This window comes from Hymenobacter psoromatis, assembly GCF_020012125.1.
In the GTDB taxonomy this organism is placed as follows: domain Bacteria; phylum Bacteroidota; class Bacteroidia; order Cytophagales; family Hymenobacteraceae; genus Hymenobacter; species Hymenobacter psoromatis.
Map to the genome: position 1 here is coordinate 2,196,730 of NZ_JAIFAG010000001.1, position 14,552 is coordinate 2,211,281.

11 protein-coding genes are annotated in these 14,552 nt (G+C 58.6%); 9 read left to right on the forward strand and 2 right to left on the reverse strand.

All coding sequences use genetic code 11. The features are described from left to right. Positions 1-186 precede the first annotated feature (186 nt). The 3 genes from LC531_RS09505 to LC531_RS22895 all read left to right on the forward strand — a co-directional run bounded on the left by LC531_RS09505 (position 187) and on the right by LC531_RS22895 (position 5,666). Positions 187-1,998, forward strand: a complete 1,812-nt coding sequence (locus LC531_RS09505; protein WP_223650060.1) for a M1 family metallopeptidase — start codon at positions 187-189, stop codon at positions 1,996-1,998. A 108-nt stretch (positions 1,999-2,106) separates the two neighbouring features. Then, the gene (locus LC531_RS09510; protein ID WP_223650061.1) at positions 2,107-2,991 is read left to right on the forward strand and encodes a cyanophycinase; all 885 of its coding nucleotides are present in this window, start codon (positions 2,107-2,109) and stop codon (positions 2,989-2,991) included. Positions 2,992-3,221: 230 nt separating this feature from the next. Continuing rightward, positions 3,222-5,666 carry a T9SS type A sorting domain-containing protein gene (locus tag LC531_RS22895; protein ID WP_223650062.1) on the forward strand — a complete coding sequence of 815 codons (2,445 nt, stop codon included), beginning with the start codon at positions 3,222-3,224 and terminating at the stop codon, positions 5,664-5,666. A 92-nt stretch (positions 5,667-5,758) separates the two neighbouring features. On the opposite strand, the gene LC531_RS09520 is transcribed toward LC531_RS22895, so the two are convergent. Further along, entirely contained in the window at positions 5,759-6,700 is a 942-nt protein-coding gene (locus tag LC531_RS09520; protein WP_223650063.1) for an isoaspartyl peptidase/L-asparaginase family protein, read from the reverse strand. A 269-nt stretch (positions 6,701-6,969) separates the two neighbouring features. Here LC531_RS09520 and LC531_RS09525 point away from each other — a divergent pair, with 269 nt between their 5' ends. Next, complete coding sequence (locus tag LC531_RS09525) at positions 6,970-7,401, forward strand: DUF3127 domain-containing protein (protein WP_223650064.1); 432 nt, start codon at positions 6,970-6,972, stop codon at positions 7,399-7,401. Between the two features lie 236 nt (positions 7,402-7,637). Next, complete coding sequence (locus LC531_RS09530; protein WP_223650065.1) at positions 7,638-8,264, forward strand: RNA-binding domain-containing protein; 627 nt, start codon at positions 7,638-7,640, stop codon at positions 8,262-8,264. 539 nt (positions 8,265-8,803) lie between these two features. Here LC531_RS09530 and LC531_RS09535 read toward each other — a convergent pair. Continuing rightward, entirely contained in the window at positions 8,804-10,330 is a 1,527-nt protein-coding gene (locus LC531_RS09535) for an alpha/beta hydrolase-fold protein (RefSeq protein ID WP_223650066.1), read from the reverse strand. 114 nt (positions 10,331-10,444) lie between these two features. On the opposite strand from LC531_RS09535, the gene LC531_RS09540 reads away from it, so the two are divergent. The 4 genes from LC531_RS09540 to LC531_RS09555 all read left to right on the forward strand — a co-directional run bounded on the left by LC531_RS09540 (position 10,445) and on the right by LC531_RS09555 (position 14,531). After that, the gene (locus tag LC531_RS09540) at positions 10,445-11,149 is read left to right on the forward strand and encodes an alpha/beta fold hydrolase (RefSeq protein WP_223650067.1); all 705 of its coding nucleotides are present in this window, start codon (positions 10,445-10,447) and stop codon (positions 11,147-11,149) included. 93 nt (positions 11,150-11,242) lie between these two features. Then, positions 11,243-12,397 (forward strand): ATP-grasp domain-containing protein, encoded by a 1,155-nt coding sequence (locus LC531_RS09545; RefSeq protein WP_223650068.1) that lies wholly within the window; start codon positions 11,243-11,245, stop codon positions 12,395-12,397. Positions 12,398-12,499: 102 nt separating this feature from the next. Beyond that, a complete protein-coding gene (locus tag LC531_RS09550; protein WP_223650069.1) occupies positions 12,500-13,603 on the forward strand; it encodes a carboxylate-amine ligase in 1,104 nt (367 codons plus the stop codon). An 85-nt stretch (positions 13,604-13,688) separates the two neighbouring features. Next, positions 13,689-14,531 carry a type 1 glutamine amidotransferase gene (locus LC531_RS09555; RefSeq protein ID WP_223650070.1) on the forward strand — a complete coding sequence of 281 codons (843 nt, stop codon included), beginning with the start codon at positions 13,689-13,691 and terminating at the stop codon, positions 14,529-14,531. Positions 14,532-14,552 lie beyond the last annotated feature (21 nt).

A 14,552-nucleotide genomic window follows, 5' to 3' on the forward strand; every position in this document is an offset into this window, starting at 1 on the left:
ATACTGGGGTCCGTATCGCCTGCGCAAAGAACGGACGGAAGCCGGGGTATCCAATGTGGCCGAGCCAGGCAGATTCCCGTATTTTTTGGCAGCCCTGGGTTGGCCACGACCTGGGTGGCGGGGCCAAGCCCCTGAGCCAGGCGACGCAGCCCAGCCAGTCAGTTTCCTTTTTGAATTGTTTTTTTCATGGACTTCCCTACCCCCGCCTTACCCCCCGACCCGCACAGCTACGCCGCCGATAGCCCACTGCGCGCCGAACACCTGCGCCTGGCACTCACCGTTGATTTTGCGCAGCGCACATTGGCCGGCAGCGCTACCTGGCTGCTTGCCGGGGGCCCTACCCCCGCCCCGGCCGAGCTGGTGCTCGATACCCGCGGCCTGCTGATTAAGGGCGTGCAACTGGGCGCCGCTCCCAATGGCCCGGCCGCCCGCTACCAGCTGGGGCCCGCCGATTCAGTATTAGGACAGGCCCTGCGCATAGCGGTGCCGGCGGGCACAGCGGCCGTGCGCGTCAGCTACTGTACCGCACCCGAGGCGGCGGCGCTGCAATGGCTGGAGCCCGCCCAAACGGCGGGTACGCACCCTTTTCTATTCACGCAATCGCAGGCCATCCTGGCGCGCACCTGGCTGCCCTGCCCCGACTCGCCGGGCCTGCGCTTCACCTACGAGGCAGAGATTGAGCTTATGGGTACAGAGCGCGGCCAATTGCTGGCCTTGATGAGTGCCGAAAACCCGCAGACCACCGCGCCCGATGGCCGTTATCGCTTTCAGCAGCCGCAACCGGTGCCGGCCTACCTGCTGGCACTGGCCGTGGGTCGGCTCGACTTCGCGCCGCTGAGCGAGCGCACGGGCGTGTACGCCGAGCTGGCTACATTACCCCGCGCTACTTATGAATTTGGCGAGCTAGACCGAATGGTAATTACCGCCGAACAATTGTATGGACCTTATCGATGGGGACGCTATGATTTACTTATGTTACCAGACAGTTTTCCGTTTGGCGGAATGGAAAACCCGTGCTTAACATTTGTAACACCTACGATTCTCACCGGTGACCGCAGCCTTACCAGCTTAATCGCGCATGAGCTGGCGCACTCGTGGAGCGGTAATCTGGTAACCAATGCTACCTGGAACGACTTCTGGCTAAACGAAGGCTTTACGGTGTACTTCGAGCGCCGCATTATGGGGCAGCTCTACGGCCAGCCATACGCCGAGATGCTGCAAGCGCTGGGCGAGGCCGACCTAGCTCATACCATTCAGGAGTTGAGGCCTGAGAGCCCAGACACGCACCTACGCCTGCACCTGGCCGGCCGCGACCCCGACGACGGCTTGAACGACATCGCTTATGAAAAAGGCTGTCTGTTGCTCCTTACTATTGAAGGGCTGGTGGGCCGCCCGCGCCTCGATGTATTTATCAAGGAGTACTTCGCCCGGTTCGCGTTTCAGGCCATGAGCACCGACCGCTTCGCAGCTTACCTCCCCACTACCCTGCTCACGCCCGCCGAGGCCGCCCACCTCGACCTGCCCGCCTGGCTCGACAGCCCTGGCCTACCGCCTGGCGCGCCCGTGGCGCAGTCGGCCCGCCTCGCGGCGGTAGATGCCGTGCTGGCCCGGCTGGCAGCTGGCGCTATGCCCGCCGCGCTACGCCCTATAACTAAGGAGTGGGTCAGCCAAGAGTGGGAGCACTTTCTGCGCGGCCTACCCCCTACCCTTTCGGCCGACGACCTGGCCCTGCTCGACGAGAGCTTTCACTTCACTACCTCCGGCAATGCCGAGTTGCTGGCCGCCTGGTTTCCGCTGGCGCTGCGCGCAGGCTATACGCCGGCCGACGCAGCACTCGAACACTTTTTGCGGCACGTGGGCCGGCGCAAATTTTTGGTACCGCTCTACCGCGCCCTGCTGGCCACGCCGGGCGGCCGGGCGCGGGCCATCTACCAGCAGGCGCGACCCAATTACCACTCGGTGGTCACGAGCACGCTCGACGAACTGGTGAACGAGTAAAGGAGGGGTAGGAACTGTCATTACGAGCAACGCGAAGCACTGCTAGTTCCTACCCCTCTCTCCTGCGGTAGTACTTTTGTCTTCTTCTAATCAGCTTGGCTTATACCATTGAAACAACTTATTCCGCGCGGCAAGCTTATCGCCATTGGGGGCAACGAGGACAAGGGCACCTACCCCACCGTTCGTAGCAAGCGCCAGTACTACCTGAATTTTTTTGAGTTGGGAATTTTAAAGCGCGTCGTGTCCGAGTCGGGCAAGGAAGACCCGCGCATTGAGGTCGTGACTACGGCTTCGATGATTCCGCACGAGGTAGCCCCGATTTATACGGCTTCCTTCGCCATGCTCAACTGCCACAACGTGGGCATCATGGATATTCGGACGCCCACCGATGCCCGGCAGCCCGACTACCTGGCCCGCCTGCAAGCGGCCGACGTAGTGATGTTTTCGGGGGGTAACCAGTCGCGCCTGCGCGAGATGTTCAGCGATACCGACTTTTTGCAGCTGCTCGTGCGCCGCTACCACGAGGAGGCGGGCTTCGTCGTAGCCGGCACCAGCGCCGGGGCGATGGCTATGTCGCAGCACATGATACGCGGCGGCTCGGTGCCCGATTCCCTGCTTAAAGGAGCTGTGAAGATGGGTACCGGCCTGAGCCTGCTGCCCGCCGCCATCGTAGACTCGCACTTCGTGAAGCGCGGGCGCTTCGGCCGCCTTATTGAGGCGGTGGCACTCTACCCCAAGCTCATCGGCATTGGACTGGGCGAAGACACCGGCGTGCTCATCACCGATGGCCACTTGGTTGAAACCATCGGGTCGAACCTAGTGATTATATTAGACGGTTTCGATATTACGCACAACAATGCTGCCGCCGCCCATAAAGGCACCGCGCTGTCTATCGAAAATATTCGGATGCACGTGCTGGCCAAGGGCAACGTGTACTGCATGACAAAGCGCAAATTCTACGTCAGTAAAGAGGCGGCCGTACCCGTTGCGTAGCCCCCCCGGCCCCCTACCCCCTGTTGGCACAGCGTGGCTTCCCTAGCTAGGGAGACCACGCTTTTTAATACCATGTTCATCTAAGATAGATGCAATTTTTCTGTTTGCTGTACTTATCTTATAAAAAAATGTAATTTATAACTTTTTAAATAAGAAACTCGGAGAATGGCCCCAAGTTCGAGGTGACTTTAGCTTATACCCAGCTAACATTTTTGAATCGCCCTCTCTACGTGAAAAAACTATACGCTTCTCTTCTATTTATTGCCGCCAGCTTACTAGCCAGGCCGACACAGGCGCAGTACTATACCTTTAACGATGCGGCTGGTGGACTCAGCTCTTACAAGCAGGATTTTAATACGCTTTCGGGCAACGTCGCACTCACGAGCAACCACCTCAACTCCCCGTCCGAGGTTTATGCCGAGGCCGAGTTTCCGGGCTATCCAGCGCCCAACAATTACTATGCGCCAGGCACTATCTCTGCCAATGACGGCTCCAACGCCACGGGTAATTACTATCACTTCGGCTACGCCAGCGGCGCGGGGGCCAGCGACCGGTCCTTTGGGGGCATCGCCGCGCTCAGCACCGCGAATGGCATTGGCTACGCAGGCATCCGCTTCAAGAACGCGTCGAGCGTTACCATCCAGAACCTGGAGGTGCAGTACGCGATGGAGCAGTGGTACAATTCGGGCCGCCAGGATGCCGCTCAGGTAGATGTATCGTACCTGGCGGGCTCCTCGGTAACTAGCCTGCTGCAAGCTACCGGCACCTGGGTCAGCGTGCCCGCCCTGCAAGTAAAGGCCCCCTCTACCACCACTAAGGCTCTCACCAGCCGCGATGGCAACTCGGCCGCCAACCGCCGCCTGGTTTCTACTACCATTATGGGTATCAACCTGGCTCCGGGCCAGGAAGTGATGATTCGCTGGGCCTACGCGCTTAACTCGACTACGAACGGCAACGGCCTCAGCATTGATGACGTGGTAGTGACCCCGGAAACGGGTATCTTCTATTCTAAAACGACCGGCGACCTGAGCGCTCTGGGTACCTGGGGCCAGAATATGGATGGCACGGGTACGGCTCCTGGCAGCTTTACCACTGACAATCAGATATTCTACGTTATGAGCGCCAGCCCCGGCACCAACCCGGCTTATGTTGCTGCGCCTAGCTCTAATGCAACCGCCGACCGCATTGGCGCTACAGCGTCGCCGACTACGGCGAGTTGGACTGTGAGCGGTGCGAACTCTAAAATAGTGGTTGGTACTGCAAGCGCCCCGGCAACGCTATTAGTAGACTATACAAAGAATATTGCCGGTGTAATCGATGTTTCGCCAGGCTCCTTATTCGTTACTCGCCGCACCCTTGCGAACGGCCCAATTGGTTTTACCCTAGGGACGCTGGCCAGTACCAGCACTGTAGAATATAATAGCGGCTCTACCTCGCATTCTATTCAACCTAATCAATACAGTAACCTAAAGGTTACGGGCAGTGGCTCCAACCCTAGTACTAATCCTAAGAACCTATTCAACAGCACCATTGTGACTGGTATACTCATGGTGGGTGGCGGCTCGAACCTGGTGCTAGGCGACTACGACCTGACAGTCATCAGCTCGGGTAGTATTACGGGCTCGGCTACGGGCTACGTAGTAACCAGCGGCAAGGGCCGCCTACGGATGCTAGTGCCGCGCGCCAGCTCCACAGCTTTGGGCACGCAAGTGGCCTTCCCGGTAGGTAGCAGCTTTACTTCCTACACCCCCGTAACGCTGCAACAAACGACGAGTAACAGCGACGACGTGTTTGAGGTGCGGGTGATTGATAACGTATACAGCAGCTACGATGCCAGCTATACCCCTAACGGCCCGGCCATTACCAATCAGGTAGTGAATAAAACCTGGCTCGTGAGCAAAGAAGTGCCCGCCAACGCGGCCAACGTCACCATGACCACCCAGTGGAATATGAGCGAAAACAGCGGTAACTTTAAAACTGCCACGGCCCACATAAACCACTACACCGGTGGAGCCTGGGATAGCTACAATACGGAGGTTGGCGTGACGGGCCCGAACGCTGGGCCTTTCGTGGTGAAGCGCTCTAACATCACCTCCTTCTCGCCGTTCGGGGTTTCTTCGCAGCCCGCCGGCCCCCTCCCCGTCGTGCTGACGAGCTTCGGCGCGCAGCGTAGCGGCGCGGCCGTGCGCTGCGCCTGGACCACCGCCAGCGAGGTCAATAGCCGCGGCTTCGACGTGGAGCGCAGCCTCGATGGCCACACCTTCGCTACCCTGGGCATGGTAGCCGCGGCGGGCACTGCGGCCACGACGCGCGCCTACACCTTCCTGGACGCGCACGCCCCCACCACCACGGCCTACTACCGCCTGCGCCAGCTTGACCTGAATGGTACCGCCTCGTACTCGCCCGTAGTGTCCGTAGAAGCCCTAGCGGGCGGAACTTCGGCGACTGGCGTGGCCGTGCCGAATCCCACGACTGGGCTGGTCACCATCTGGGCCGGGGCCAACGTGACCCAGGCCGAGGTGCTCACCGTGCTGGGCGCTTCGGTGCTCAGGCAGCAGCTGGCCGAGCCTACCCCCCAGGTAGCCCTCGACCTCAGCAGCCTGCCCGCCGGCGTGTACCTGGTGCGCCTGGCCACGGCCAACGGTCCGCAGGTAGTGCGCGTGAATAAGCAATAAGCCTGGTTTTAAGAGAAAGGCAAGGGCCGGTCAGCAGTGCTGACCGGCCCTTGCCGCGTAGTAGCGCGAAGTGGAAACTTCGCGCTACACACTCAGTCGCCGTAAATGGCAATCTGCTCCTCTCCCGCCGCGTTGCGACTGGCCCGGTACATGCCTTCCGAATTGAAGGGCAGGGCCAGATGGCCGTCCGCATCCACGGCAATGAGGCCGCCCTCGCCGCCCACGGGGGCCAGCTTGTCGTGCACCACTACCCGGCATGCCTCGGCCAGGCTCAAGCCTTTATATTCCATCAGGCAGGCTACGTCGTAGCCCACCACAGCCCGGATAAAAAACTCGCCGTGCCCGGTGCAGCTGATGGCGCAGCGCGCGTCGGCCCAGGTGCCCGCCCCAATGAGCGGCGTGTCGCCGATGCGCGAGTAGCGCTTATTGGTCATGCCGCCGGTGCTGGTGGCGGCAGCCAGATGGCCGCGCTGGTCGCGGGCCACGGCTCCCACGGTACCTTTTTTCCAGTTGGGGTCGGCGGAGGGGGTAGGGCTGGCGGCGTGGTCGAGCTGCATCCGGCCGGCCCGGATGGCTTCCTGCAGCTGGTCGAAGCGCGGCTGGGTGAAAAAATACGCGGGCGGCTGCATCGGCAGGCCGTGCTCGCGGGCCAGCTCGTCGGCACCGGGGTAGGCCAGCAATACGTGCTCAGTTTGGTCCATCACGAGGCGGGCGGCCCGGATGGGGTTTTGCACCTGGCGCGCGCCGGCTACGGCCCCGGCCCGGCGGGTAGCGCCGTCCATGAGGGCGGCGTCCATCTCGTGGTGGCCGTCGTGGGTGAACACGGCCCCGCGCCCGGCGTTGAAGAGCGGGCAGTCTTCGAGGTAGCGCACGGTGGCTTCCACGGCATCGAGGGCGGGCGCGCCCTGGGCCAGCAGCGCCGTACCGGTGACCAGCGCGGCGGCCAGCGCGGCCCGGTAGTCGGCTTCGAGCGCGGGCGTGAGGGTAGCGCGGGCAATGGTGCCGGCCCCGCCGTGCAAAGCAAGTGCGAACATCTGTTTAGGGCTTGATAAAGTGCGTTTCGGCCGCAAGAACGCTACGCGGCAGCTGAGCCGGGGCCAGAAAGTAGTCGGGTCCCGGCTAACCTATTCAAACCCACCAGCTCACCGGGCCAGCTGAACACTATTTTTTTTAGCCAGCACCCTAGTAACTACTTGAAAATAACCCTACCCCCGCACCCGTGGCGAACGTAAACCTGGCCGGCTTCGGTTTTTTTTCGTAGGTTTGACTTCTAGTTTTTTTCATTCCAAATTTCCCCTTTCCGATGGCATACGACGTAACCGGCCGCCTGCACGAAATCTTTGACGAACAGCAGGTAAGCGACAAGTTCCGCAAGCGTGAGTTCGTCCTTGAAGTGCAGGATGGCCAATATCCCGAGCAAATTAAGTTTCAGCTAGTGCAGGACAAAACTGCCCTCATTGACCCCTATAAGATGGGCGACGAGGTGAAAGTGACCTTCAACCTGCGCGGCCGGGGCTTCAACAAGAACGGCCAGATGCTATACTTCACCAACCTAGAGGCTTGGCGCATTGAGCCAGCTACGGGTGGTGCGCCCGCCGGCGGTGGCGGCTCGTATAGCCAGCCCCAGCAGCAGGCGGCTGCCCGCCCCGCCGCCCAAAATCAGAACCCCAACCTGCGTGCGCAGCCCACGGCCCAGCCCATCGCCGGCGACGACGACAACGACCTGCCTTTTTAAGTGGTTAATTAAGTAAGGTTTAGCAAGTAGTGTTGTTCCGTTCACTCAGTGAACAACCTTAAGCACTATCTCAAATGTGCCGCTTTCCTGTTGGGAAGGCGGCACATTTGTGCTTTGGGCGGCACTAAAACCATTCGCTCAGAGACGTGACCTTTCGCATCTCTTGGCGCAAGAACCACGAACTGGTGTTCAACGGTGAGAGATGCGAAGGGTCGCGCCTCTACGGCTTTCCAACCATGAATTTACGCGCACTTATCAGTCAAGGCGAAGGCGAGCGGCTCGAATTTAAGAAGAAGACCACGCACCCAACCCGCATCGCGCGTACGCTGGCTTCGCTGGCCAATACGCACGGCGGGCAGGTGCTGGTGGGCGTGGAGGACGATGGCCGGATAGTGGGCGTGCGCGACGCCGAAGAGGAAATGTACCTGCTCCGCGAAGCCGCCGCCCACTACATAGACCCACCCCTGACGCTTCACTTCCGCGAAGTCGAAACCGAAGACAACCATATCGTGCTGATAGTGAGCGTACCCGAGAGCCAAAATAAGCCGCACCGCGCCCAGGTGGCCCCCGGCGAGTGGCGCGGCTACGTGCGCGTGCGCGACGAAAGCGTACAAACCAGCTCCCTCACCGAAAAACTATTGGCCCAGCAGCCCGAGGACCACCTCGAAAAAATCCCCCTCAGCAAAGACGAGTTGCGCGTGCTCGACTACCTCCGCACCAAGCACCCGCGCATCACGGTAGCCGAATACGCCAAACTTCTCAACGTGAGCCGACGCCGCGCCTACCGCACTCTCATCAAGCTCACGCTGCACGGCTACCTACGCTACCACGACAAGGAGCAGGAGCCATATTATACCCTATAACCGCAGATTCAAGCGAATTTAGCAGATTTCATGGGTGCGCCGCTAAAGCAGATGACTACGCGCCATTCTTTACGGGCGTTGCGTCATCGCATTAAAAAATGAAAAGCCGCTTTATAAAGCGGCTTTTCATTTTTTAGAAATTGCAAGTCAGCACCGCCAGCCGCTCTAGCGGCGTATCCGTGAAATCTGCTAAATCCGCTTGAATCTGCGGTCTATTCTTGCTTGCGGGCACGAGTGGCCTTCTTTTCGTCTTTCTCAGCCTTTTTTTCTTTGGTCGATTTAACGGGCTCTTTCTTTTTTTCTTTGCGGGCGTCTTGCGCTTTGGCCATGAGTGAAAATGGGTAAAGGTGGAGGAAGATGAAGAACGCGAAAACTATGCGGGCGACGAGCTAACGCAGCTTTTGGGGCTAATGTTGTGCGTTTGCTATGCGTTCACCGGGGTAATCAGCGAATTGGGCGTTCGTTCGAAATTAAACTGTCATCATGCTGGCAGCAAAACACTGTTAATCTTAGCATAAAAGCTGTCAACTAACAGCTCGTTACTTAGGTGAGGGTAGGGCAGGCCAATAGCGCTCACGCAAAATACGCAGGTGGTGCTGCTCGTGGCCAGCCACGATGTAAAGCAACGCGCGCACGGCCACCGGGCCGCCATTTGCCCGCCCGGCCCGGTCGAGCTGCCCGCCACTCAGACCCCCAAAGAAGGCCAAAGTAGCGGCGCGCACGGCGTGGTACTCAGTAAGCAAATCACTCATTAAATGGTCATTAGCTTCGCTGTTAGTAGCAAACTCATTCTCATCGAAGCCGGGTAGCTCCTGGGCATCGGCGCGGGCGAAGCGCAGGGCGCGGTAAGTAAAAATGCGCTCGGCATCCATGAGATGGACCAGCACTTCCTTGGGCGTCCACTTGCCGGGGGCGTAGCGCAACAGCGTCTGACCTTCGCTGAGACTAGCCAGCTCGCGGTGCAGTTCAGCAGCCTGCTGGCGCAATTGGGCCAGCGGGTCTATCCCAGGGGGCACAAGGTCGATATACGCCTGGGTATAAGGCAGGTAAGTACCGGGCGCGGGCCGGGCTTGGGTAGCCGAGGGGGGGGTAGGCATGGCGGCAAAGGTAGCCGCCGGCCGCAGATACTGAAAGTGGAGCCGCGCGGCCCCGCGCGGGCGGCGCGTGAGGGGCCGCCCGCCCGTGCGCCAGCGCAACGGCAGCTTTTCGGTGGCGGCCCGCTCGGGTGCGACTAACTCTTTGGTACCGAATGCCCAACGCAGAAAATCGGGCATAATACCGCCCCAGGTGTCGGGGTGATGGTGGCCGCCGGGCACTTCCACGTAGCGGGCGGCGGCGGGGGGTAGGCCCTGCCCGGCCAGGGTGGCCAGCAGGTCCAGGGTATCGTCAATGGCATCGATGATACCATTGCCATTGCGGTCGTTGGTTTCGTCGTGGGTGCCGGCTTGCAGCCAAAACTGCTGGCCGGACCGGGCCGGGCGCGCCGCTACCAGGCTGTGCATCAGGCGGTCGGCCTCGGTATAGCCATCTTGCAGTCCCCTACCCCGCCACCAGAATGAGCCACTAAAGGCCCCCGCCCGCCCAAACGTCTCGGGATGGTGCCAAGCCAGGTCGAAAGCCGTGAGCCCGCCCAGTGACATGCCCGCCACCACGGCTTCGGCGGGGTCGGCGGTGGCGTGGTAATGGGCCTGCACGTAGGGCAGCAACTCCTTGAGCATAAAGTTGGTGTAGCGAGCCGCCCGGCTACCCCGGCCCAGGTAATCGGGGCGGGCTGCCACGCCGTATTCCTGGAGGCGGTCGGCGGCGTGCACGGCCACCAGCACGAAAGGCCGCAGCTCGCCGCGCCGGTACAACTGGTTGAGGGTGGCCGGCAGACGCAGCCGCCCTAGGTCCTGGCCATCATGCAGATACAAGATGGGGTAGGGCGCGGCGGCCCGCGCCGAAAAGCCCGGCGGCAACACCACATCCAGGCGCACGAGGCGGCCCAGGGTCACTGAAAATAAATACTCATCGCGCCGCACCTCCACGGTGGCCCCACGCGGCGACTGAAACCGGAAAACTGCCATTAGCTCGCAAATAAACACGCCCGGCCGCATTCGCGGGCTACTGGGCTGTTCGGTTTTTCTGCTTAGTTTGCGGTCGGTTCCGGCGCGCACGCTTCCCCCACCGGGCCCTGCCTTTTGCACGAAGAATACCGCCGCCTCTATTCCCAGCACCTGGGCACCGAACTGGAAATGTTGGTTGTGGGCGACTACGGCTACCCCGTCCTCATTTTCCCGACTTCGAACGGCCGCTATTACGAGGCCAAAGATTTTCACTTGGTGGACTCGGTGCGCTGGTTTATCGAAAACCGCCTGCTCAAGCTTATTTGCATTGATAGCGGCGACAAGTGGAGCTGGTACGCTAAGCATTTGCACCCCGGCACCCGCGTGCACAACCACGGCCTCTACGACCGCATGGTGAGCGACGAGCTGGTGCCGCGCTTGCAGCAAGAGTGCCAGGTGGATAAGATAGGGGTAGCGGGCTGCTCGCTAGGTGGTTATCAGGCGCTGAACTTTGCCTTTCGGCATCCCAATCAGGTAGGGCATATGTTTTCGATGGGCGCGGCCTTCGACATTCGTATGTTTCTAAATGGTCATTACGACGAGCAGGCGTATTTCCACAATCCGCTCGACTACATGCCCAATGCCCAGGATGATAATTTCCACCGCATGAATATCGTGCTGGGCACTGCCGAGCACGACTTCTGCAAGGGTTCTAACTACCAGATGTCGGACATTCTTTCGCACAAGCAAATTTCGCACCGCCTCGACGTGCGGCCTGGCACCCACGACTGGCCCGTGTGGCGCGCCATGTTCCCGGATTACATTTCGACTATCTTTTAGGCAGTTGCCACCGTAAAAGCATAAAGCCTGGGCCGTTCGGCTGGGCCCCTACCCTCTTCCAACCCCTTAGAACCTCTGTTCCAAACTCAGATTATGAAAAAAATAGGCATCTTATTCGGCCAGGAAAATTCGTTTCCCCAGGCTTTCGTGGACCGCGTTAACCAGAAGGCGGTGGATGGTATTACGGCCGAGTTTGTCAGCATCGCGGAAGTTGAGCAAAATGTGGCTACCGACTACGCCGTCATTATCGACCGCATCTCGCAGGACGTACCCTTCTACCGCGCCTACCTCAAAAACGCCGCTCTCACGGGTACGGCCGTGATTAACAATCCGTTCTGGTGGAGCGCCGACGAGAAATTCTTCAATAATGCCCTTGCCGTGCAACTAGGCGTGCCGGTGCCCAAAACGTTATTGCTACCCAGCAAGGCCCGTCCCAACGATACCAACGAGAACTCATTCCGCAACCTAGGCATGTTCGACTGGCACCAAGCGTTTGAGAAAATCGGATTTCCGGCCTTCATGAAGCCCCACTCGGGTGGCGGCTGGAAAAGCGTGTACAAAGTGGATAACCCCGACGAAGCCTGGCGCGCCTACGACGAAACCGGCCAACTGGTAATGCTCTACCAGGAGGCGGTTGACTTTGACGACTACTTCCGCTGCTACTGTCTGGGTGGTAAGGATGTGCTCATCATGCCTTATGAGCCGCGCAACGAGCCTCACCAGCGCTACCAGACGGAGATGAAAACCCAAGGCGAAGCCGGCCAAAAGCTTCTCGCTACCGTCAAGGACTATACCCTGCGGCTGTGCCAGGGCCTGGGCTATGACTTTAATACGGTGGAATTTGCAGTGCGCGGCGGCGTACCTATCGCCATTGATTTTGGCAACCCCGCCCCCGATGCTGACATCAACTCGGTAGGACCTGAGAATTTTGAGTGGGTAGTGGAACACGCCGCTAACCTGGCCATTACCCGCGCCCAGGCCCAGCAGCCCGGCCACGATAACCTGACCTGGGGCACGTTCGTGCAGAAGTCGGCCCGGCACCCGGCACCCGCCGGGCGCGGCTCCGTGCAGGTTGGCGACGCGGTGCACGAAACCAATGACCTAGGCACTAATCCACCCAAACCCGCTAAGAAGGCAGCCGCGCCCAAAAAAGCAGCCGGCCCCAAGGCCCAACCCATTACGGGGGCTGTTCCAGCCGCCAAAGCGCCGGCTAAGGTCAAAAAGGCAGCCCCCAAACCAAAGGAATGAGTAGTAGCAGCCACTTAAATTGGGCAGCGGTTGGCTGCTGGGGTTTCGATTCTTCTAACCGCCAGTAGCCAACCGCTCCTAGCTCGTAGCCTTCGTTACAATATGTCCCAGCCCGTTTTCACCCTCGGCATCGAGGAAGAGTTTCAGACCATCGACCCGGTTACGCGCGAACTGCGCTCGCACATGTCGAAAATTGTGGAAGACGGCAAGATTACGCTGCACGAGCAGGTGAAGGCCGAAATGCACGAGGCCGTGGTGGAGGTAGGCACCAACATTTGCCGTAATATTCAGGAGGCCCGGCATGAGGTACTTCACCTGCGTCGCCAGGTAATTGAGTTGGCCGACCGGGTAGGGCTGAAAATAGCGGCGGCCGGTACTCACCCATTCTCACGCTGGCAGGACCAGCCCATCACGCCCGATGCCCGCTACGATAAAATTGTGGAAGAATTGCAGGAGGCTGCCCGCTCTAACCTGGTTTTTGGGATGCATGTGCACGTGGGAATTGAAAACCGCGACATAGGCGTGTATATGATGAACGCGCTGCGGTATTTCCTACCCCACCTGTTCGCACTCAGCACGAACTCCCCTTTTTGGGAAGGCCGAGAGACTGGTTATAAGTCTTTTAGAACCAAGATTTTCGAACGTTTTCCACGCACAGGTATTCCCGATTATTTTAGCAGTGCTTCAGAATACGACGAGTTTATTGCACTGCTAATAAAAACCGGGTGCATAGACAACGGCAAGAAAATTTGGTGGGATTTACGTTTGCACCCGTTTTTTGACACTATTGAATACCGCATCTGCGATATGATGATGCGCCCCGACGAAACTATCGCGGTAGCGGCCGTAATGCAGGCGTTAGTGGCTAAAATTTATAAGCTCAAGTGCCAAAATCTAAACTTCCGGCTTTACCGTAGCTCGCTCATTAAGGAAAATAAATGGCGCGCCGCTCGCTACGGGATTGATGGCCAGCTTATTGATTTTGGTACAGAAGAGGAAAAACCGGCCCGCCAGCTTATTCTGGAACTACTCGATTTTGTGGACGACGTAGTAGATGAGCTTGGTAGCCGCCACGAGGTGGAATACGTGCTCAAAATGCTGGAAATGGGGACGGGAGCTGACCGCCAACTGGCCGTCTTCCACCAAACCGGCGACCTAACGAAAGTGGTAGATTATATTCTAAGTGAAACGACGCACGGCTTATAAAAAGCGCAAGTCAAGTATTGTTCGTAATTTTGTCTTTCGTTTCGCAAAAAAACGCGGATAATTCGACAAATTTTAAGTTATATTTATGAATAATTTTAAGGTTGCTATTTTAGACATGTATAATAATTTCCCTAACGAAGGAATGCGTTGTATTCGTCAATTGCTGCGACGGGCAGCGGACGATAATCAAGTTGATTTTCTAGTTCATACATTTAATGTGCGCGCAGAAAATGCCGTACCAACGCTCGATTACGACATTTATATTTCGAGTGGTGGCCCTGGCAGCCCCCTGGCCTCAGGGGAGCCGTGGGAGGCACTTTATTTTAATTTTATTGACGAGCTATTTACCTATAATCAGCAGGCCGAGTCCAAAAAGCAGTTGTTTCTCATCTGCCATTCTTTCCAGTTGGTAAGCCGGCACTTAGGGCTTGGGGAAGTGAGCAGGCGTAAGTCTACTTCCTTTGGGGTGCTACCCGTGCATTTGACTGAGGCTGGTCAGGCCGAGCCGGTTTTTGCAGGGCTACCAGAACCATTTTTCGTAGTTGATTCGCGTGATTACCAGCTCACTGATTTACACCCTGAACGGCTACTTACGCTAGGTATAAAAGTATTGTGCCTGGAAAAAGAGCGGCCGCACGTGCCACTGGCCCGCGCAATTATGAGCCTACGCTTTTCGCCCGAAGTAATTGGCACACAGTTTCATCCTGAGGCCGACGGCGAGGGTATGTTGCGCTACATGCTCACGGACGAGCGTAAGCAACAGGTTATTACTGCTTACGGCGAGGATAAATACGATGAGATGGTGCGGCTGCTAGCCGACCCTACTACTATTGAGCTAACGGAGTCCATTATTATCCCGACATTTTTGCGGCGGGCGCTAGCGGCATTGCGTGAGCCCGCGGTTAGCGCAGACCTTCTCGCAAGCTAGCTATTGTCGAACATGCATGCG

Excerpts from the sequence above, each read along its gene's own strand:
- LC531_RS09550 (WP_223650069.1), top strand. The coding sequence starts at position 12,500 with ATGTCCCAGCCCGTTTTCACCCTCGGCATCGAGGAAGAGTTTCAGACC.
- LC531_RS09545 (WP_223650068.1), top strand. The coding sequence starts at position 11,243 with ATGAAAAAAATAGGCATCTTATTCGGCCAGGAAAATTCGTTTCCCCAG.
- LC531_RS09530 (WP_223650065.1), top strand. The coding sequence starts at position 7,638 with ATGAATTTACGCGCACTTATCAGTCAAGGCGAAGGCGAGCGGCTCGAA.
- LC531_RS09555 (WP_223650070.1), top strand. The coding sequence starts at position 13,689 with ATGAATAATTTTAAGGTTGCTATTTTAGACATGTATAATAATTTCCCT.
- LC531_RS09520 (WP_223650063.1), bottom strand. The coding sequence starts at position 6,700 with ATGTTCGCACTTGCTTTGCACGGCGGGGCCGGCACCATTGCCCGCGCT.
- LC531_RS09505 (WP_223650060.1), top strand. The coding sequence starts at position 187 with ATGGACTTCCCTACCCCCGCCTTACCCCCCGACCCGCACAGCTACGCC.
- LC531_RS09525 (WP_223650064.1), top strand. The coding sequence starts at position 6,970 with ATGGCATACGACGTAACCGGCCGCCTGCACGAAATCTTTGACGAACAG.
- LC531_RS09535 (WP_223650066.1), bottom strand. The coding sequence starts at position 10,330 with ATGGCAGTTTTCCGGTTTCAGTCGCCGCGTGGGGCCACCGTGGAGGTG.